The following is a 19,179-nucleotide window of genomic DNA, read 5'->3' as shown; positions in this document are numbered from 1 at the left end:
GCGATGGCAGGTGAAACGTCAAAGGTCGTAGATCTTACCGGCAAGATGGTGCTGGACCCTGTGCCGCTGGCCGATTGGCTGGTGGTGGCTCCGGTAGCCATACCCATAGTGGCGGGCGCGATTTTCCTCATGCTGCGTCATGAGACGAAGCTTCACGGCTGGCTGGCGCTGGTCGCCCTGACCGCCACGCTCGGTGCAAATATCGGGCTTCTTGCCCGAGTCATGGAAAACGGCCCCTTGGTGATGACCATGGGCCGTTGGCTGCCACCCTTCGGCATATCGTTCACGGCGGATACGCTTGGTGCCTCCATGTCACTGGTTGCGACACTGGTGGCTGCGGCTTGCGGCGTCTACTCCGTCATCGATATCGGCAGGGTAGGCCGGCGCTACGGCTTCTATGCGTTCATGCTGATGATGATGGCTGGCGTGAACGGTGCATTCCTGACCGGTGACATTTTCAACCTCTATGTCTGGTTCGAGGTCTTCCTGATCTCATCCTTCGGCCTGCTGGTACTGGGTTCCGAACATCGCCAGCTTGATGGCGCGACCAAATATGCGATCCTGAACCTCGTCGGCACCATGCTGTTCCTGACAGCCACCGCCTTCGTCTATGGCATTTTCGGCACGCTCAACATGGCCGATATTGCGCGCAGCGTGGACGGGGCGCGTGATACCGCTCCGCTGATGACGCTGAGCGTGCTTTACCTCCTGGCCTTCGGCATGAAGGCGGCTGCATTCCCGGTGAATTTCTGGCTGCCGGCCTCCTATCACACGCCGCGTCTCGTCACCGCAGCCCTATTCGGCGGTGTGCTGACAAAGGTCGGCATCTATGCGCTGCTGCGCGTGATGGTGATGCTCTTCCCGCCGGAACTGGAGCGGCTTTCGGTGCTGGTGGCTTGGGTTGCCGGTGCAACCATGATCCTCGGCACGATTGGTGCGCTGGCACAGACGGATCTGCGCCGCCTGCTGGGCTTCATCGTGATTTCGGGCGTCGGAGTGATGCTGGCCGGCCTTGCCCTGGGCTCTGCCGAAGGGCTCTCCGGAACCATCTTCTATGCCTTCCACTCCATGATCGCCATGACCGCGCTCTATCTTCTGGCGGGCATGATGAAAGGGCTTGGCGGTAGCTATTCGCTGGCGAAGCTGGGCGGGCTTTATGTCGGCTATCCGCTGCTGGCAGCCATGGCGCTGATCCTCATTCTGGCCGCTGCCGGACTGCCGCCCGCATCGGGCCTTTGGCCGAAGGTAATGCTGGTGCGTGCCTCGCTTGATGCCGGTGCGCCCTGGTTGGCATTCGCCATACTTGCCACCGGTTTCCTGACGACGCTGGCGCTTGGCCGGGTCTTCATCCTGACGATATGGCGGCCGTCTCCGGCTGGTGAAATGCCTGAGGTCGAACCCTATCCGACGGGCAAGGCCTATATGGCGCTCGGCGTTCTTATCCTGCCGATATTGGTGATGGGGCTTTATCCTGATCCCTTCATCAAGGTGGCGGGTGAGGCAACAGCGGGTATTCTGGATGCCAGTGGCTATATCCAGTCGGTCTTCCCGCAAGGGGGTGGCGAATGACGCTCTATCTGATCAATATCCTGCTGGCGCTGACCTGGGCGGCCGTCTCCGGCTCCTTCACGCTCGGCAATATCATCTTCGGCTTCATCCTTGGGGCCGGTGCGCTCTACCTGATCCGCGAACAGGTTGGCTCGCTCGGCTACTTCGCGCGTGCGGGCAAGCTTTTGGCGCTGCTTTGGCTGTTTCTCTACGAGCTGGCGCTTTCGGCATGGCGCGTGGCGGTTCTGGTGATGACCCCGCGCATGGACATCAAGCCGGGCATCTTTGCCTATCCGCTCAAAGCCGACCGCGACTTCGAGATCACGCTTCTCGCCAATCTGATCACGCTGACGCCGGGTACGCTGTCAGTGGATGTGTCGGAGGACCGCAAGTTCCTCTATGTCCACGCGCTTGACTGTTCCGACCCTGACGCGCTGCGCGCGGATATCGCGCATGGTTTCGAGCGCCGCATTCTGGAGGCCTTCCGATGAGTGACGGCACAACCTTTCTCGAGATTGCCGAGCTCCTATCCATCGCGATCTTGAGCATCTCCTTCCTTCTTACCGTGGTGCGCGTGGTGATCGGGCCAAGCCTGCCCGACCGGGTCCTGGGACTGGACATGCTGGTGACCATCGGCATCGGCTTCATTGCCGTTATCGGCATCCGCACCGGTTTCACGCTCTATCTCGACATCGCGATTGCGCTGGGCCTGGTCGGCTTCCTCGCGACGGTGGCATTTGCCCGCTTCGTGATAAGCCGTCGGTTCGAGGAGGAATTCGTCCAGGAAGACGATGCCACCTACACCATGGAGCGTTCCGATGACTGACCTGATCGTCAATCTGCTTGTCGGCAGCCTGCTCCTGATCGGCTCGGCCTTCGCGCTTGTGGCAGCCATAGGACTGCTGCGCCTGCCCGATCTCTACACGCGCATGCATGCCGCCTCGAAGGCGGGCACGCTCGGTTCGGGCCTTGTGCTGATCGCGCTCGCGATTTTCACCGATGATACTGCGATCGCAACGCGCGCCATTGCGGCGATCGTGTTCTTCCTGCTGACCGCGCCGCTCTCCGCGCATCTTCTGGCCAAGGCTGCCTATGCGGCCGGGTACCGCCTGTGGGGCAACTCCGTCCATGATGACATGGCAGAGCAGAACAAGAGCGAAAGCTGATGCAAGGAGTATCGGGCACTGAACTTCGCACTACCCGAAGTTTTATTTAACCGTGCGCCCGAATGTATTGGCATTGGCGTCAACTGGGATCTGCAAGATTTCTTGAGTTGACTTCGGGTAACTTCTTGGGCATTTCCTTTGCGGCTCGCAAAAAGAATCCAAGAAGAAAGCACGCCGATTACTGCACGGCATGGGTTCAGGTATAAAAATTTTCAACAAGAGAGGTTGGGGCCAAGGACAATGGACGCAAACGAACAGCAGGCGGCTAAAGACGACGTACTGATCGAGCTTACCGCAGATGTTGTGGCAGCATATGTCAGCAACAATCCGGTGCCCGCCTCCGAACTTGGCAATCTTATTGCCGATGTTCATGCAGCTCTTGGTCGCGTCAACCGCACCGCGGAAGAACCAGCGCCCGCCGAAAAGCAGAAACCTGCTGTAAACCCCAAGCGCTCCGTTCATGATGACTACATCATCTGTCTCGAGGACGGAAAGAAGTTCAAATCGCTGAAGCGTCACCTGATGACGCATTACAATCTGACGCCGGAAGAATATCGCGAGAAGTGGGGACTGGAACCCAATTATCCGATGGTTGCGCCCAATTACGCCATTGCGCGCTCGGAACTGGCCAAGAAGATGGGCCTTGGACGCAAGCGCAAGGGCAAGTGATCTTGTTGATCACTGAAGGTTAGATGGGCGGCCACGGGTCGCCCATTTTCGTTTTGGCGCATTCACACCATCGCGGTCGCGCCAGGGGCAGGCGCGGAAAGCTTCCGTCTCCGGTGGTGCCGTTGACTGCCAAGGCCAGTCTTGCCGACCGCAGGAGCGAGGGTTCCGCCCAGTGTTTCCAATGCCTGTTTCAGGGCGATGTGGCGGTTGAGGTCATAGCTCCAGTGCCGCCTGCTCCCCTTGAGACGCTCGCGCTCGATCAAGCGTGAAAGCTTGCCCAGCGCCGCTTCACGCTCCCGGCCTTCAAGCCTGCGCACTTCATCCAGGTCAAATCCCGCAACAAGCATGAGGGCCGCACGCTGCCGCGCTTCCGCGGTCCGCTGCTTCTTGTTCCTGGCGAAGGCCCGGCTTTCAGCTCTCAATTCACTCATGATTTTCTCCATCGCTTCCATGCAACCATGAGGGGCTTTGGGGGTGGCGGGGATAAACAGGGGGTGGAAAAATCTTTGCATAGAAAAATTTTCCTTAGATATCTGCAGGATGCGGGATTCCCGCCCAGAATAATGTTCCACATTTGTTCACGTGCGTGCCCGGTCTCGTTATAAGGAATTTATTCCTTTGTTGGGCAGGAGGCCGGAACAGTGTCGTCGATCATCACAGAGAAGCTGTCCCCGCAGCATGAGGAGGAAGAGGCGGGTACCTCTTTCCCGGGCGAGACGCGTCGTCGGATGAGCCCGATCAGGGAAGAGCGCGTGAGCGACATATGCGAATGCGTGCTGGATATCGTGGCAGCGCTGTTCAATGTAAGCGGCAAGGAACTGAGGGCAGGTGGACGTGCGCCGACATCCGTCGTGCGTGTGCGCCAGATCGGAATGTATGTCGCTCATGTCGTCCTGCAATTGAACATGACCGAGATCGGCCGGGGCTTTGGCCGCGACCGTACAACGGTGCAGCACGCTTGCCACATGATCGAGGATCTGCGGGACGACGAGGAGTTCGACCGTATCGTTGCCATGACCGAGCGGGTAACCGCCGCCGCATTTCGGCAGACGGAGATGGTGCGATGAGGCGCGACGAGTTCAAACGTGAAAGGGCTGGCCGGAACCAGCGCAGGGTTCTCAAAATCCTTCAGGCAGGATCATGCACCCTACGGCGCGCAGCCAGCGGGAAGAGTGTTCTCGTCGAAAGCAGGACGCGCGGCACGATCGGCGTGGAAGGAGAACTGCTCGAACATATGCTTCGAGAAAGTCTTATCCGGCGTGATGCCGACCAGCTTCAGATCACTGCGAAAGGTGCAGCCGTGCTTGACGGAAAGTCGGAGTGCGTTGAGGGGGGCGCAGGACGGCAACGCGTGCTGGACACCGCGCAGGTGGAGCATGAAGGCGAGTGGCGCACCGTGGCAATCAATCTGAAGGAATCGCCGCTGGCCAGCCTTGCCCGCATTCGCGGGCGCGACGGCAGGACCTGGCTGAACGAGGCGGAGTTTCGCGCCGGCGAAAGACTGCGCCTGGATTTCGAGCGCGGCTCCCTGCAGCCACGCATGGGCGTCGATCTTTCGCGGATCCGGGATGGCACGAGCCGCCGTAGCGGCGACAGTGCTTTGGGCGAGCTTACCGATGCGGCACTCGGCGCACGCAGGCGCGTCGAAGCAGCCCTTGCCGCGGTGGGGCCTGAGCTTTCAGGCGTGCTGGTGGATGTGTGCTGCTTCCTGAAAGGTCTTGAAGAAGTGGAGCGTGAGCGCCGCTGGCCGGCGCGCTCGGCCAAGCTGATACTCAAGACCGCGTTGCAGGCGCTGTTGCGGCATTATGAGCCACAGCGTCATCGCCGCGAGGGGCGTCTGGTGCATTGGGGAGGGAAGGGCTATCGCCCGCGCCTTGATGCCTGAATTGGATCAGGCGCGCTCCAGGGCTTTTTGCGCCTCATCCTTCATGCGCTTGATCATGGCGCGCAGGCCATTGGAGCGCTGGGGAGTGAGGTGTTCGTCCAGCCCGAGCTCTGCCATGGCGGCTTCCGCATCGGTTGCGACGATCTCGCTTGCAGGACGGCCAGAATAAAGCGCCAGCATGATGGCCACCAGGCCGCGCACGATATGCGCATCCGAATCGCCCTCGAAGCGAATGAGCGGGTCGGCGCCGTCCTCGATACGGCTGTTGAGCCAGACCTGACTGACGCAACCCTTGACCTTGTGATGTTCGTCGCGCGCTTCTTCGGGATAGGGCGACAGATCATTGCCCAGTTCGATGATGTAGCGGTAGCGCTCTTCCCAGTCGTCCAGAAAGGCAAAATCGTCGCGGATGGTTTCGAAGCTTGCAGTCATGGCCCGGATATAGGCAGTGAGGGACCATTCGTCACTAAAAAATCCGCCGTGAACGGTGCGGATCAGCGCGAAGCTGCGATATCGGCCTGGGGAACCGGCGGGGTATAGGGACGCACCACTGCGCGCTCACCTTCTTCGGTCGGGGAAATGCTGCCGGTGACCGTGACCTGCGGGCGCCGGATCTCTTCCTTCGCGATGACCGGAGCCTCGGATGCCTGCGCAGGCGTGTCGTCCGCCATCATTTCCGACGCAACGTTGATGCCGGCCCGCGCCCGGATCAGGACGGTAGAGGCCGCAGCCTTCGCTGTTTCACAGACATGAGGATTGCGCTCGCACATGCCCGCCATGTCCGCCGCCGCATCCCGAGCGGCCAGGAGGGTATCAAGGGCGCCGACGGTCTGAAATTCGCCGGCTTCATCCGACCCGCCACCAAGCGGCAGGAACAGAAGAACCAGAGAAAGCCAGAAGGCTGCACGAATCAGAAATCCCATAACTCTCACCCCGATTGATCGCAGATGGTCTTGTTGCGATGTGAGGGACAATGCCATGAAGACGAAAAGACCACGTTTCCGGATTGAGTAAAATTGTACTCAAAGCCGAAAAAGTCGGGTTTTCGGCAGTTTCGAACCGCAATTGACGATAATTTCGCGGCCGGTCACAGAATAAACTTCACCATCCAAGCTCGGGCGGTCATTGGTTTCCCCGCTAAACCGAAGGCATGGTGCCGCTACGGAAGTGCGCGGTAAACACCCACCCTTTGTTAACCATGCCGGAAGGCAAAGGGTCTCTCCGACCGTTTTTCGGGCAATCCGGTCGCCCCTGGGCGCGGCTGTTTCCCTTTCCTTAAATGCTGGCTGCGAGGCTCCCTCCAACAACGGGAATAAAACCAGTATCAGTTTGTGCAGAGCGTCAGATTTGAGCATCCTTGCAGCCAAGATCACGAATCTAAAGCAGAGCCTCGCCGAGGCTTGCAGCGGCCTCGTGCACCCGAATGTGGGCGAGGGCGAAGAGCGTGATCGTCAGATGCGGCTCATGGGCGTGCTGCTGGTCGCTCCCTTCGTGCTCGCTGCTGGTTTTGCCCAATACCTGCCGGGTGTCATCGGACTGGAATCGGCGGTTGTGGCAAGCCTCGGTCTTGGTGCGGCTGCACTGATCGGCCCCATTCTTCTGATCGCGACCGCGCGGCGTCGTGCAATAGAGATGCTGGCGCTTTGCGTGGGTGTGCTGGCCGTGGCCGGTATCGTCGCTGCAGCCGGAGGCCCGGTCTCACCTGTCGCGGCCATCGCACTGGCACTGGGGCTGGAGACAGCCTGGATCAGCCGAAGCAGCAAGGCAAAGCTTTACGGCCTTGCAGCCATCGCTGCTGCCATTGTCGGTTCGCATGTGGCCGTACAACTCTTCGGACTTGGTTCTGCAGGTGTTGCTGCCGGTGCCAGCGCCTGGACGCTTCCGGTTCTCTACGCGCTCACCTGGATGCCGCGTCTTCGCTTTGCCGACCAGAAGAGCGAAGCGGAAGAGGTTGTCGACACGGCCGAGCTTCTGGCGCACCGGCTTGGCGCAAGCATTCTGCACTTTGGCGGACAATCCGAACTGCGCGAAATTGCCGGCGACAGTGCCACGCTTTTCGGCCTTGCACCCGAGATGCTTCTGGGATCGGGCTTCTTCGACCGACTGCACGTCTCCGACCGCGTTGCCTTCATGACAGCTCTGTCGGGTCTGCGCGGCGAGAACCGCCAGGTCGAACGCCTGACATTGCGCCTGCGCGTTCCCGGTCCAAGGGACGAGCAGCAATACAGCACCTACCGCGCCGAAATGTTCTCCCGCGGCGAGGGCGTGGTCACCGCCCTTCTTCGCCAGGATGATGCGCTTGACGAGGTGGAGGCCGAGCTGCGGGAAGCTCGTATCGAGGCGGAATCGGCAGCAACTGCAAAAACCCGCTTCCTCGCTTCCGTCAGCCATGAGCTGCGCACCCCGCTCAATGCCATAGTCGGCTTCTCCGATGTCTTGAAGAACGAGATGTTCGGCGCCTTTGCCAATGAGAAGCAACGCGAATATGTCGGGCTCATCCGTGAGGCGGGCGACCATCTTCTTTCGGTCGTGAACACGATCCTCGATGTGTCGAAGGTCCAGAACGGAAGCTATGTGCTGAAGCCGGAACCCTTCTCCATCGCGGATGCGGTACGGCTGAGTGTTTCGCTGGGCGCACAGTCGGCTGCCGGCAAGGGGCTTGCGGTTCACACCGAGATCGCCGAGGACGTGGCCGAGGTTACCTGTGACCGCCGCGCGGTTCAGCAGATCCTGATCAACCTGATCTCGAATGCTGTGAAATTCACGCCCGAAGGCGAGATCCGTGTCAGCGCCGAGCGCTGTGATGGCAGGCTGGAGCTGAGCGTGCACGATACCGGCATCGGTATTGGCGCCGAGGACCTGGAGCGGCTGGGTACACCATTCATGCAGGTGGACAATGCCTATACCCGCCAGTTCGAGGGTACCGGGTTGGGGCTTGCGCTGGTGAAGGGCCTCGTCGCACTGCAGTGCGGTTCGATGCGGATCGAGAGCGCCGAAGGTGAGGGTACGAGCGTCTATGTCAGCCTGCCGGAAAATGCAGGTGGCGTGGATAAGGAGCGCGAAAACGCGCAGAATGGAGACAAGAACGAGTGGACGTATGAGCCGTTACGCAAGACAGCCTGAATTGACTGACGAAGGCGGCCACTGGCTGAGCGATGCCCTGTCGGGCGTCGGAGCCATGATTGCGCGCAACCCCGGCATTGCGGGCGGCACGACGGCGTTTATCGTCTCGCTGGCCTTCGTTTCCGCCAATGCCATGTGGTACCAGCCGCAGTCGCACCCAAAGCCGATGATCTCGACCCGTCAGGCGCCGACGGTGCTGCCTCGCCAGGCACCCCTTCCGCCGGAGCCGACACGCCCCCAGGCAAGTGCGCCCGAAGCCGCACCGCAGGAAGTTGCCGAAAGCATGGGTGACGAGAATGTCTTTGCGGTGCAGAAAGTTCTCGCAGCACTGGGCGTCTATGAAGGCCCTGTCGACGGAATGAACGGCCCGCAGACTCGTGCTGCAGTCGAAAAATACAAACGCGTGGTTGGTTTGTCGCCAGACGGCCAGATCGACGCTGCTCTGCTGCGCCAGTTGGGTCTGGCTGAAGCGCCGCGCCAGGTGGCGGCATCGCCACGTCCCCGCCCGAAACCGGCCCCGCGTTCGCAAGTGGTGCAGGCGAGTGCGAGCATTGACGACGATGCGGCTGAACTTCACACCGCCTCCGTGCCCGCCGATCAGGATATCATCCGCAAGGTTCAGGCAGGGCTTAGATCCTTCGGCAATGACGGTATCGAAATCGATGGTGTCATGGGTGAACGCACCCGCACCGCCATCCGCGAGTTCCAGTCTCTGTTCGGCTTGAGTGAGACCGGCGAGGTGGATGCGGAATTCATTGCTAAAATGAAGGAAGTTGGGCTGATCAATTGACCGGCTTGATACTTCCATGCGCGTAACCGCCGATCTTTGGGTATCAGCCCTGACGCGCCGCATCTTCAATGATGGCGGATTTGCAGCCGTGCGCAGACGCGGCGCGCGTGAAGCCGGCGCGATCTTCATCATCAGCCGCAACCGCTTCGGCGAGGTGAAGCTCTACCAGCCTGCCGCCCAGACCAGCTATGACGAGGCCAAGCCGCAGGAACGCCAGTTCGCCCTCATGATGGAAGGCGAGGAAGACGAGATCGAGAAAAAACTGGAGCGGGAACTACGCTTCGACCCGGATATCTGGGTGGTCGAGATCGAGCATGGTTTGTCCGACGACCAATATCTGCCCTTGGCCGGTAACGAATAGCGCCAGATGCGGCACTTGACCTGGGCACCCGGCCTACAATGTCCGGGCAAGGTCGCCGTTGTTCGGCAGGGGATGATCGTTCGCAGCGCGCCGCGCCTCCTCCTGCATGAGGTTGCGCAGGCGCAGGCGCATCTCCTCGATGGGGGTAGGACGTGGTGCCGGGGCAGGGGTGTCGCGTTTTTGTGCGGCGTCCGCCTTTTGAGCGATCTTCCCGATCAGCTGCGCGATCACCGGATTAAGGCTGTCGCGGCGCGCGATTGCGCGGGCGTGACCCGCGCCGTGACGCCCGATCAGGGCGATCAGATCCGGGTCGCCGAGTAAAGGCGAGCGCAACAGCAGCGGGGCTGCGATATCCACGCTTTCGTTACAAAGGCGCCGCACGAGCCCGCCAGGTGCAGGGCTGCAATCGCTGAGCGCGCTTGAGGCAAAGCGAAGACCTGACACCGAAACGGCTTCATAGAGGCCAAGCGTCAGATCATCGAGTTGTTGGACTTCCTTGCGGGAAGGGCGCGGCAGGCAGCAGAAGGCGGAGATGGCCGCACGGAATATCCGCTCGGCATTGTTCCGGCCCGAGCCGTAGCTGATCTGCCTGAAATCCAAGGACGACACCCGTGACTACGCCTTTACTCGATACAAACGGGAGCAAACAGCTCCGCTGATGCGTCAAATTAGGTGCAATCCATTAGCGTTCGATTAACCGCGAAATTAAGCATTGCGTTCACTATCGGGATCAGGCTCGGGGCGCATGTCTGATTGGCGCCTCATTCCTTCTTCAGCATCTTCAACCAGCGGGGGCGCTGTGGCTGGCACTCCGCAACCGCTAACGGACTGTTAACCATAGTTTGTGCAGTATCGTGGGTGGAGGCGTTGCGTATCCACTCCGACCCAAGAAGGGACCGCGAGACATGGCAACTGTCCTGAAGCTAGACGAAAAGCGCCGCAAGACGGCGCGTGTGAACGAGATGCCTGACAAGCCGGCATCGATCATCATCTTCCCGGGAGTGCGCTACGAGCGCACCGCAGGCGCGCCTGCATCTTCCGTGCGCGGCAAGCAGTCGAGCCAGCAGGTCTGAAACCCGCTGCCCCGGCAGCCGCGGTTGTTCCGGGGAAGTTCAAGCCGGTTTGCATGCAATGGACGCAAGCGCGCGTCCGACGCGGCGCTGATAGGTGGCATCGGGAACAAGCACCCGCATGACGATCAGGCCCTGCTCGATGTCCGTTTCCACGAAGAGCGACTGATCGAATTCTGCAGGCATTTCGGTGCGCATGGCTGCAAGCTGCTCACTGGTCAATACCAGGAGATCCGGCGAGGCACCCGGTGCCGCGCGATCGCTGATGCTGAACACATTCAGCCCGCTTTGGTCGTAAAGCGACATGGACCAGAAGGGCAGGGCCTCTTCCGCACTCAGGCGCACCGGCCCGTCCTCGAGGTCGAAGCGGCAGGCAACCGCCCTCAGGAACGGATTGCGCTGGCTGGCCGGCAGCACTGAGGGTTCCACATTTTCCAGAAGAACCGGCTGATAGGGTTCGGCGATCGCTGCAATACGCGACCACGCATCATTGCTGGCATTGGCCGGCAAGAGGAAGATGATCGCGATATGTACAATGCCGGCGCCGATAATGCCGACCAGAAGCGCATAGAAGAGCCTAAACATCGCAGCCCACCCGCGTGATGGAAGGCAGCCGTATTTCCTCCACGGCAGCGCCCGTCGAAATGGGCGTGTCGAGCAGGGTCAGGAGAAGCTGATAGGGACCGGGGCGGGTGATGGCGAGCCAGTTGCCAGGCTGGGCGCGGCTTGATGCGATGATGGTGAAGCTGTTGTCCGCTTGGCGCTGGATCTGCGACACCTGCAGCCCGGAAGGCCGACCATCAAGTTCGGGCAGGGGCTGGCCGCTGTTGTCGGCTGCATGCAGGGTCCAGAAGCGGGCAACGGGCATGGGACCTTCAAGCCGATAGGTGCAGCCGGAAACTAGCCTTTGCTGCCCAGAGTCGCTGCGCGCGGTGAAGACGATGCCTTCGGCCTGGCCCATGGGAACGCCGCCACGACGCACGAAGCGCGCACGCGAATAGGGATCGGCATCCCGGGTGCCAAGCGACGGATAGGCAACCCAGGGCCCGATATTCAGACCGTCTGCGGCAGGCGCTTCTTCCAGGAGAAACCACACACTGGCAGCCCCGCCGCCGATGGCGATGATGAGCGCAAGGAGCGTTGCAAAAACGGTTCTCATAGGCGTTGCACTTTGCCCGAATTAAAGCGCGGAGAGAGGCTTGGTTTCCGAAGCCTCCTGCACCGATCCGGCTCTGCGGAAGGCATCTGCTAGGCTGCGAAGCTGGCGTGTGGTGGCCGGCGGCATGGCGCGTTGGGGACCCAGCGTGTCGAGCAGGGACTGGCCCTCCTCGACGGAAGCGACGGTCATTTCTTCCGCCTCCACCATCGGGTTCTCGATGCCCGGGATCGGTTTCAGGTCGATATTGCGGTGCGCATAGGCCATGAAACGCTGCCAGACCATGGCGGGAAGCGAGCCGCCCGTCATGCGGTTGGTCGGGCGGTAATCGTCATTTCCGAGCCAGACCGCACCGACATAATTGCCCGTATAGCCGACATACCAGCCATCGCGATAGGACTGGGTGGTGCCGGTCTTTCCTGCAGAGCGGATGCCCGGCAGGGCGGCACGTCGGCCTGTGCCCCATTCCGGCACCTGGACGAGAATGGAATTCATGTCCGAAACAGCCTTGTCACTCAGCACTTGTTCAGGTTCCGGCGCGTCCTGGCGGTGGTCATAGATGACTTCGCCGGAATGGGTGCGCAGCGTCTGGATGCCATGGCGTGTGCCAGCAAGACCACCATTGGCGAAGACCGTATAGGCAGTGGCCTGGTCCATGACGGTCATGCCCGACGTGCCGAGAACCATGGTCTTGTGGCCATTGAGCTCGGATTCGACACCCATGGACTTCACGAGATCCTGGATCGGCTTGACGCCCAGATGGTCGCGGGCAAGGCGAACGGGGACGGTGTTGTAGGATTTGGCAAGCGCGGTGGTGAGATCCACCTGACCGGCATAGCTGCGCGTGTAGTTCTGCGGTGTCCAGCCATTCCAGGTGACAGGAACGTCGGAAATGCGCGAGGACGGTGAGAAGCCCGCTTCCATTGCGGCGGCATAGACGAATGGCTTGAAAGAGGAGCCTGTCTGGCGCTGCGCACGCGTGGCGCGATTGAACTGGCTCTGCCCGTAGTCGCGTCCGCCGACAATGGCGCGCACGGCGCCGCTGGTTTCCATCACCACCACTGCACCTTCGGAGACATTATAGTCCTTGCCGTGCTGGCGCAGGTGGAACTCGAGCGATTCCTCGACGGCTTTCTGGATGTCGGGATCGATCGTCGTGCGTGCCACGATGGAGTGGGTGGCGCCGGAGGGCACAAGCTCCTTGACCTGCTCGAAGGCCCAGTCGAGGAAATAGTCCGGGCTGTCATGCTGGCCGCGATCAACCGCGCTCGCAGGCCTGCGACGGGCGTGAAGCACCTGGCCTTCGGTGAAGAAACCGGCCTGCACAAGATTGGTGAGAACCTCATTGGCGCGCGAACGTGCAGCCGGCAGGTTGATATGCGGGGCATAGCGTGCCGGTGCCTTGAAGAGACCGGAGATCATCGCACTCTCGGCAAGCGTGAGATCCTTTACCTCCTTGTCGAAATAGAAATCCGCCGCTGCCGCAATGCCGAAGGTGCCGCCGCCCAGATAGGCGCGGTCGAGGTAATATTGAAGTATTTCCTTCTTGCTCAGATTGGCTTCGAGCCAGAGCGCCAGGAACGCCTCCTTCACCTTGCGGTCAAGCGTGCGCTCGTTGGTCAGGAACAGGTTCTTGGCCAATTGCTGGGTGAGGGTGGAGCCGCCCTGAACGACCCCGTTGGCGCGGACATTCTCTGCCATCGCACGGGTGAGGCCGATGAAGTCGATGCCGAAATGCTCGAAGAAGCGACGGTCCTCGGTTGCCAGCACCGATTTGATGAGATGGTCGGGCATTTCATCGACAGGCACGGAATCGCGCTGGATGATGCCGCGCTGGCCGATTTCCTGGCCGTAGCGGTCGAGGAAGGTTACAGCGTAATCATCCTGTGCACGCCAGTTCGTCGAGGTGGCATAGAAGGCGGGCTGGGCAAGCGCGAGCAGCAGGACCACGCCGGCGGCCAGCATGGTGAAGCCTTCGGAGAAGACTTCCACGACCGCGCGGCGGAAGCCGTAGACGCGAAAGCGGCGGAAGAAAATGGTGATGCTTTCCCAAATTTCCGCTGATTTGAAACCGGCTTCATAAAGCGATGAATCGAGCCACGCATCGAGCTCCAGAAGCCGCGTGGCGCGCGGAGCCTTGTTCTTGTTTCCAGACGCGCGTTTGTCATCCATGGCGGGCGCCGATCGGCCTTCTTGTCCCAGTGATATACTGCTTGAAAGGCAAGCCACAAAGGCGCCACAAGTTCCAGCAGTTCCTTATCTATGTTTAACATAAACTTTTCGCAAAAAGGGAGTTTTTCGCGCCATGCGCGCGAATGTTGCGGGGAAGGTAAATGGGGGCGTTGTCGCGTCTTCTACCTTGGCTGTAATCTCAGGTTGTGGTTTCCATAGTTGCAGGCAATTAAGTGCGGAGGGGGCAGAGTGTTGACAAATGTTAACGATCATGTAGGTTATACGCTTGAAGGCCGGTAGGCGGCCGCGTCACCCAAACAAGGATATCGAGGCAGCTGTTGCATGGCTCGAAAAATATGGGTGGCAGTGGCGATCCGCTGGAAAGAGTGCGCATGCCTGGGGGCGAATGTACTGCTCCAAGCATGACCGAACCGGATGTCAGATATCGGTTTGGTCTACACCGAGATCCGCGGAAGCACATGCAAGGCAACTGAGGAGAGCGGGAAGGAACTGTAGCCATGAGCGCCAGAAATAGGTGGTTGTAGTGCCCGTCCATGAGTTTTCGATAATCGCGTCGGGATTGTCGCCTGATGCCAACGATTTTGAGGACCGGCTTTATGAGGCGGGCTGCGATGACGCCACGCCTTCTTTTTCACGGGGAGTCATCGTGCTTGACTTCGCACGGGAGGCACACACGCTTGAAGAAGCGATAACAAGTGCAATGCAGGACGTTGAGAGAGCCGGTGCCAAAGTGGAGCATCTGGAACCGGACAATCTGGTCAGCTTGGCGGAGATTGCCGAACGCGCGGGAATTTCCCGGGCGGCAGTAACGCTCTATGCGAGCGGCAAGCGTGGGAAAGGATTCCCGCGGCCCGTTGCCCGCATCACCACTGACAGTCCCATCTGGGATTGGGTAGACGTCGCGGATTGGTTGCGCGAACGGCGCCAGCTGTCAGACGAGAAGCTTGAAGAGGCACGTCTGTTGAAGCGCCTGAACGTGGATGAAGTAGGAAAAAAGTCCTTGACGGCGTGACGGTGTTTTGGTAGGGTTCTGTCATCGTCCGATAAATGGGTCCGGCGGCGGTGCCGGGGCTGTTTGGACCTTACAAGTTTGTAAGCGCTGCGGCTTTGCCCGGCGCTTTTTTCGTTTTGGGTTTTCACTCACATTGGTGGATGGAAGTTGTGCGATGGCTGTTGGTGAGCGGCGCGCGGTGGCATTGCGTGCGCTTTTCGAGGGCGCGCCGGTGGAGCTGGAGCTTCTGGCGCTGGCGGCGGGGCTGAGGCTTTCCACGCTTCAGAAGATGGCGCGGCGCGAAGGCTGGGTCTCGGGTGAGATGGGGGCGAAAGGGGCGGTCACGCTGCAATCGCGCCTGCGGCAGCTTTCGGTCAGTGTTGTCGGGCAGCTGGAGGAGGCGAGCATGGCAAGCCAGGCCGAGGGGCGCTACGACAAGGCGCGGCTTGAGGCGCTTGGCCTGATGCTGCGCTCCATCGAGAAGCTGGGCGAGCTGACGCAGACGCCCGAACACGCCGCTGACGAGCAGATGAAGAGCGATGCAGAAATGGCCGCCGCAATCGGCACGATCAACCAGCGCATCATCGAACTTGCCCGAGAATTTGCCGCAACCGGAGCGATTGTGCCCGGTGCTGACACCGCGCCAGCTGGAGCAGGTTCGACATAGCTGGTTGATGCATGCGCGGCTTGCGCAATATCCGCTTGTCGAAATCGAGCCGATCTGGCTGGTGATGGGCGGGCGCGGCGCGGGCAAGACAAGGCTTGGCGCTGAATGGGTGAATGCGCTGGTGCGCGGCCTGCCGCCATTCGCGCGCCATCGCTATGGCCGCATCGCGCTGATCGGCGAGACGCTGGGCGATGTGCGTGAGGTGATGGTGGACGGGCCATCGGGCATCATGGCCGTGGGACATGGGACGCGCCCGCGTTTCGAGCCAAGCCGCAAGCGGGTTGTCTGGGACAATGGCGCGGTGGCGCAGATCTTTTCCTCCGAAGATCCGGACAGCCTGCGCGGGCCGCAATTCGATGCGGCCTGGTGTGACGAGGTGGCCAAATGGAAGCACGCGCAGGAATGCTATGACATGCTGCAATTCGGCCTGCGGCTGGGGGAAAGGCCGCTGCAGCTTCTCACCACCACGCCGAAGCCGGTGCCGCTGATCCGCAGACTGGTGAAGGCCGCTGGCGTGACGCTGACGACCATGCCGACGATCGACAATGCGAATAATCTTGCCGCCGGCTTCATGACGGCGATCAAGGAGCGTTATGGCGACACGCGGCTGGGGCGTCAGGAGCTTGATGGCGAGTTGATCGAAGACCGGCCGGACGCGCTTTGGAGCCGCGAGCAGCTGGAGGCGGTTTGTGGGCATAACAGGTCCGGGCAGTTTCGCCGGATCGTGGTGGCGGTGGATCCCCCGGCTTCCAGCGGGAAGAATTCGGATGCCTGCGGGCTGGTGGTTGCGGGGATCGATGAGGCGGGGATCGGCTGGGTGATCGAGGACGCGACCATGCAAGCGGCGAGGCCGGAAGCCTGGGCGGCGCGCGCAGTGGCGCTTTATCACGCGCATGAGGCCGACCAGATCGTGGCCGAGGTGAACCAGGGCGGCGAAATGGTGGCAAGCGTGATCCGCACGGTGGATCGGGCCGTGCCGGTGAAACCGGTGCGCGCCTCCCGCGGAAAGTTCACGCGCGCCGAGCCGGTTGCGGCACTCTATGCGCAGGGGCGGGTGAGGCATGCCCGGCGCATGCGCGAGCTCGAAGACGAGATGTGTGACCTTGGTCGCGACGGCCTGTCAGGCGGACGCTCACCGGATCGCGTTGACGCGCTGGTCTGGGCTCTGAGCGAGTTGATGCTCGGGCAGGCCGGTCTGCCGCGGGTGCGGGGTGTTTGAAGGGGAGGGCGATTGCCGTCTGCGCCAAGGCACCCCCCTCTGTCCTGCCGGACATCTCCCCTCAAGGGGGAGATTGGCTGGGGCGGGTGCCGCGCCTGACCTCGAAGAAAAATTCTCCAACAGCAAGGACAAGATGAATGGCTTGGACATGGCCTTTCGGCCTGCGTCGGCAAAGACCGGCGGGGAAGGAGATGCGTGTGGAGCGGAAGGGGGTGGGTGGGGCGTTTGTGGCGCTGCACCGGGAGGCAAGCGCACGTTTTACGCGGGGCGACTATGCCTCGCTGGCGCGTGAAGGTTTCATGCGCAATCCGGTCGCGCATCGCGCGACCATGATGATTGCTGAGGCCGCAGCATCGATCCCCTGGCTGCTTTATGATGCGGCGGGCGAGGTGGAGGAGCATCCGCTTCTGCGGCTCATGAAGCGGCCCAATGCGCGGCAGGCGGGCAACCGTTTCATGGAGGCGCTTTACGGGCATCTCATGCTTTCCGGAAATGCCTATCTGGAACTGGTGGAGACGGAAACGGGAGCGCGGGAACTGCATCTGCTCCGCCCCGATCAGGTGCAGGTGCAATGCGACAGTCGCGGCTGGCCGGTGGCGCTGGAGCATCGTACGGGCAAGGTCAGCCGCCGCATTTCGCTGGAACAGGGCGAGGCGCTGCATCTGAGCCTGTTTCATCCGCTGGATGACGTGATGGGCTTCGCACCGCTGGCGGCAGCAGGTGCGGCACTGGACGTGCACAACACGGCTGCGCGCTGGAACAAGGCACTCCTCGACAATTCCGCACGGCCCTCCGGCGCGCTGGTCTATGCACCCAAGGATGGCGGCAATCTGAGCGACGATCAGTTTGATCGCCTGAAGGCGGAACTGGAGCAGGGCTATACGGGCGCAAGCCGTGCCGGGCGTCCGCTGCTTCTGGAAGGCGGTCTCGACTGGAAGGCGATGGGCCTGTCGCCGCGCGAGATGGATTTTCTGGAGGCGCGCAACGGGGCGGCACGCGACATCGCGCTGGCGCTGGGCGTGCCGCCGATGCTGTTGGGCATACCCGGAGACAACACCTATGCGAACTATCAGGAGGCCAACCGGGCCTTCTATCGCCTGACCGTGCTGCCGCTGGTGGCGCGGATTGCGCAGGACCTTTCCGCCTTCTTCTCCGCAAGGCTCGATGAGGAGCTGCGGCTGTGGTTCGACGCGGATCAGGTGGAGGGGCTGGCAGCCGAGCGCGAGGCGCTGTGGCGGCGGGTCGGGGAGGCTGACTTCCTGAGCGATGACGAGAAGCGCGAAGCCGTCGGCTATGGCGCGCTGACTGCCGGTGCGGGAGAAAATGCATGACCGGATTGAGCGAGGCGGCCTGGCTGTGGGTCGCCAAGATGATTGGCGCGGTTGCCGGATCGGCGATCTCGCTGGCCTATCTCCTGCCCAATGGGCGGCGGGAGGCGGCAGTGCGCTTTGGCGTGGGTGTGGCCTGCGGCTTCGTGTTCGGTGGAACGGCGGGCATCAAGATCGCCGATGAACTGGGCATCGCCGACGCGCTGGGTGCTGGCGAGATTGTGCTGATGGGCTCGGCAGCGGCAAGCCTGTGCGCCTGGAGCGCCATCGGCTTCCTGATGCGGTGGTTTGGCACGCAGGCGCGGCGTGAAGCCGGGGTTGGCCGATGACAGCGAAGATCGTGAAGGCCAGTAGCGGAGCGGCGGAACGGAAATTCTCCGGGCTGGCGCTCGACAGGCTGGAGGCCGATGGCAGCTTTTACGGCTATGCGAGCCTTTTCGGCGAGGTCGATCTTGGCCGCGACGTGGTGATGGCAGGCGCCTTCGCCCGCTCGGTCAAGCGGCGTGGTGCGGGCGGCATTCGCATGCTGTTCCAGCATGATCCGAACCTGCCCATCGGCGTGTGGGAAGAGATACGCGAGGACGAACGTGGGCTTTATGTGCGCGGAAAGCTGACGCCGGGTGTCGCCAAGGCAGGCGAAGTGCTGGAGCTGATGCGCGCAGGCGCAGTGGACGGGCTTTCCATCGGCTTCCGCACCGTGAAGGCGCAGCGCGATCAGAAGTCGCGAACAAGGCGCATCATCGAGGCCGATCTGTGGGAAATCTCGGTGGTGACATTTCCCATGCTGCCCTCGGCACGTGTCAGCGCCGTGAAGGCGGGACGACTGCCGACCACGAGAGAATTCGAGCGATGGCTCACGCGGGATGCGGGGCTGACGCGCGGGGAGGCCCGGGCGGTGATCGCCAAGGGCTTCTCCAGCCTTGCACGCGAGCGGGATGCCGGCAGGGCAACACCTGAAAGCCTGGTGGCAAGAATGCGCCAGGCCACACGACAGATGCTCAAGGATAGCTGAA

General features: G+C 61.5%; 23 protein-coding genes and 1 pseudogene. 17 read left to right on the top strand and 7 right to left on the bottom strand.

Annotated features, from left to right (window positions below; all coding sequences use genetic code 11):
* The first annotated feature begins 3 nt into the window (after positions 1-3).
* From EL18_RS08410 to EL18_RS08390, 5 genes are all read left to right on the top strand, one after another.
* Complete coding sequence (locus EL18_RS08410) at positions 4-1,569, top strand: Na+/H+ antiporter subunit D (protein WP_036481784.1); 1,566 nt, start codon at positions 4-6, stop codon at positions 1,567-1,569.
* On the top strand, positions 1,566-2,039 hold the full coding sequence (locus tag EL18_RS08405) for a Na+/H+ antiporter subunit E (protein WP_036481780.1): 474 nt from the start codon (positions 1,566-1,568) through the stop codon (positions 2,037-2,039). Before EL18_RS08410 ends, EL18_RS08405 begins: the two co-directional genes overlap by 4 nt.
* A complete protein-coding gene (locus EL18_RS08400) occupies positions 2,036-2,374 on the top strand; it encodes a cation:proton antiporter (protein ID WP_036481777.1) in 339 nt (112 codons plus the stop codon). The genes EL18_RS08405 and EL18_RS08400 overlap by 4 nt, the downstream gene beginning before the upstream one ends.
* Positions 2,367-2,714 carry a monovalent cation/H(+) antiporter subunit G gene (gene mnhG / locus EL18_RS08395; protein ID WP_036481774.1) on the top strand — a complete coding sequence of 116 codons (348 nt, stop codon included), beginning with the start codon at positions 2,367-2,369 and terminating at the stop codon, positions 2,712-2,714. Before EL18_RS08400 ends, mnhG begins: the two co-directional genes overlap by 8 nt.
* A 240-nt stretch (positions 2,715-2,954) precedes the next feature.
* Complete coding sequence (locus EL18_RS08390; RefSeq protein WP_036481771.1) at positions 2,955-3,383, top strand: Ros/MucR family transcriptional regulator; 429 nt, start codon at positions 2,955-2,957, stop codon at positions 3,381-3,383.
* Positions 3,384-3,547: 164 nt separating this feature from the next.
* Here the strand turns inward: EL18_RS08390 and EL18_RS18375 are convergent.
* Positions 3,548-3,826 (bottom strand): annotated as a pseudogene (locus EL18_RS18375) (cytoplasmic protein); the annotation flags it as partial.
* 198 nt (positions 3,827-4,024) lie between these two features.
* Here EL18_RS18375 and EL18_RS08380 point away from each other — a divergent pair.
* Together EL18_RS08380 and EL18_RS08375 are read left to right on the top strand one after the other, a co-directional pair.
* Positions 4,025-4,450, top strand: a complete 426-nt coding sequence (locus tag EL18_RS08380; RefSeq protein WP_244444537.1) for a helix-turn-helix domain-containing protein — start codon at positions 4,025-4,027, stop codon at positions 4,448-4,450.
* Complete coding sequence (locus tag EL18_RS08375) at positions 4,447-5,268, top strand: DUF6456 domain-containing protein (RefSeq protein WP_036481768.1); 822 nt, start codon at positions 4,447-4,449, stop codon at positions 5,266-5,268. The genes EL18_RS08380 and EL18_RS08375 overlap by 4 nt, the downstream gene beginning before the upstream one ends.
* Before the next feature lie 6 nt (positions 5,269-5,274).
* Here the strand turns inward: EL18_RS08375 and EL18_RS08370 are convergent, their stop codons facing one another.
* A complete protein-coding gene (locus tag EL18_RS08370) occupies positions 5,275-5,700 on the bottom strand; it encodes a SufE family protein (protein WP_036481765.1) in 426 nt (141 codons plus the stop codon).
* Positions 5,701-5,762: 62 nt separating this feature from the next.
* Complete coding sequence (locus EL18_RS08365; RefSeq protein WP_036481762.1) at positions 5,763-6,191, bottom strand: DUF5330 domain-containing protein; 429 nt, start codon at positions 6,189-6,191, stop codon at positions 5,763-5,765.
* Between the two features lie 424 nt (positions 6,192-6,615).
* On the opposite strand from EL18_RS08365, the gene EL18_RS08360 reads away from it, so the two are divergent.
* From EL18_RS08360 to EL18_RS08350, 3 genes are read left to right on the top strand one after another with little or no spacing between them, the layout of a single operon-like run.
* The gene (locus EL18_RS08360; RefSeq protein WP_051913906.1) at positions 6,616-8,391 is read left to right on the top strand and encodes a sensor histidine kinase; all 1,776 of its coding nucleotides are present in this window, start codon (positions 6,616-6,618) and stop codon (positions 8,389-8,391) included.
* Positions 8,366-9,181, top strand: coding sequence for a peptidoglycan-binding domain-containing protein (locus EL18_RS08355; RefSeq protein WP_036481759.1), 816 nt, complete (start codon positions 8,366-8,368; stop codon positions 9,179-9,181). The genes EL18_RS08360 and EL18_RS08355 overlap by 26 nt, the downstream gene beginning before the upstream one ends.
* 16 nt (positions 9,182-9,197) lie before the next feature.
* Complete coding sequence (locus EL18_RS08350; protein WP_036481756.1) at positions 9,198-9,542, top strand: DUF1491 family protein; 345 nt, start codon at positions 9,198-9,200, stop codon at positions 9,540-9,542.
* A 33-nt stretch (positions 9,543-9,575) separates the two neighbouring features.
* On the opposite strand, the gene EL18_RS08345 is transcribed toward EL18_RS08350, so the two are convergent.
* On the bottom strand, positions 9,576-10,142 hold the full coding sequence (locus EL18_RS08345) for a DUF2336 domain-containing protein (RefSeq protein WP_051913902.1): 567 nt from the start codon (positions 10,140-10,142) through the stop codon (positions 9,576-9,578).
* A gap of 305 nt (positions 10,143-10,447) precedes the next feature.
* Between EL18_RS08345 and EL18_RS17940 the strand changes: the two genes are divergently transcribed.
* A complete protein-coding gene (locus tag EL18_RS17940) occupies positions 10,448-10,615 on the top strand; it encodes a hypothetical protein (protein WP_161781979.1) in 168 nt (55 codons plus the stop codon).
* 39 nt (positions 10,616-10,654) lie between these two features.
* Here EL18_RS17940 and EL18_RS08340 read toward each other — a convergent pair whose 3' ends face one another.
* From EL18_RS08340 to EL18_RS08330, 3 genes are read right to left on the bottom strand one after another with little or no spacing between them, the layout of a single operon-like run.
* Positions 10,655-11,197, bottom strand: a complete 543-nt coding sequence (locus EL18_RS08340) for a DUF1254 domain-containing protein (RefSeq protein ID WP_036481754.1) — start codon at positions 11,195-11,197, stop codon at positions 10,655-10,657.
* Positions 11,190-11,771: a DUF1214 domain-containing protein gene (locus EL18_RS08335; protein WP_036481751.1), complete on the bottom strand. Its 582-nt coding sequence runs from the start codon at positions 11,769-11,771 to the stop codon at positions 11,190-11,192. The genes EL18_RS08340 and EL18_RS08335 overlap by 8 nt, the downstream gene beginning before the upstream one ends.
* 21 nt (positions 11,772-11,792) lie before the next feature.
* Complete coding sequence (locus EL18_RS08330; protein WP_036481749.1) at positions 11,793-13,940, bottom strand: transglycosylase domain-containing protein; 2,148 nt, start codon at positions 13,938-13,940, stop codon at positions 11,793-11,795.
* 667 nt (positions 13,941-14,607) lie between these two features.
* Between EL18_RS08330 and EL18_RS08325 the strand changes: the two genes are divergently transcribed.
* From EL18_RS08325 to EL18_RS08300, 6 genes are all read left to right on the top strand, one after another.
* Positions 14,608-14,973, top strand: a complete 366-nt coding sequence (locus EL18_RS08325; RefSeq protein ID WP_152552977.1) for a helix-turn-helix transcriptional regulator — start codon at positions 14,608-14,610, stop codon at positions 14,971-14,973.
* Between the two features lie 154 nt (positions 14,974-15,127).
* Entirely contained in the window at positions 15,128-15,619 is a 492-nt protein-coding gene (locus EL18_RS08320; protein ID WP_036481744.1) for a hypothetical protein, read from the top strand.
* A 7-nt stretch (positions 15,620-15,626) separates the two neighbouring features.
* Positions 15,627-16,838, top strand: a complete 1,212-nt coding sequence (locus tag EL18_RS08315; RefSeq protein ID WP_051913900.1) for a DNA-packaging protein — start codon at positions 15,627-15,629, stop codon at positions 16,836-16,838.
* A 137-nt stretch (positions 16,839-16,975) separates the two neighbouring features.
* On the top strand, positions 16,976-18,169 hold the full coding sequence (locus EL18_RS08310; RefSeq protein WP_036481738.1) for a phage portal protein: 1,194 nt from the start codon (positions 16,976-16,978) through the stop codon (positions 18,167-18,169).
* The gene (locus EL18_RS08305) at positions 18,166-18,495 is read left to right on the top strand and encodes a DUF6107 family protein (RefSeq protein WP_036481735.1); all 330 of its coding nucleotides are present in this window, start codon (positions 18,166-18,168) and stop codon (positions 18,493-18,495) included. The genes EL18_RS08310 and EL18_RS08305 overlap by 4 nt, the downstream gene beginning before the upstream one ends.
* A complete protein-coding gene (locus tag EL18_RS08300) occupies positions 18,492-19,178 on the top strand; it encodes an HK97 family phage prohead protease (RefSeq protein ID WP_051913898.1) in 687 nt (228 codons plus the stop codon). The genes EL18_RS08305 and EL18_RS08300 overlap by 4 nt, the downstream gene beginning before the upstream one ends.
* Position 19,179 lies beyond the last annotated feature (1 nt).

Source organism: Nitratireductor basaltis, assembly GCF_000733725.1.
In the GTDB taxonomy this organism is placed as follows: domain Bacteria; phylum Pseudomonadota; class Alphaproteobacteria; order Rhizobiales; family Rhizobiaceae; genus Chelativorans; species Chelativorans basaltis.
This window is presented reverse-complemented; position numbering and strand designations above follow the sequence as displayed.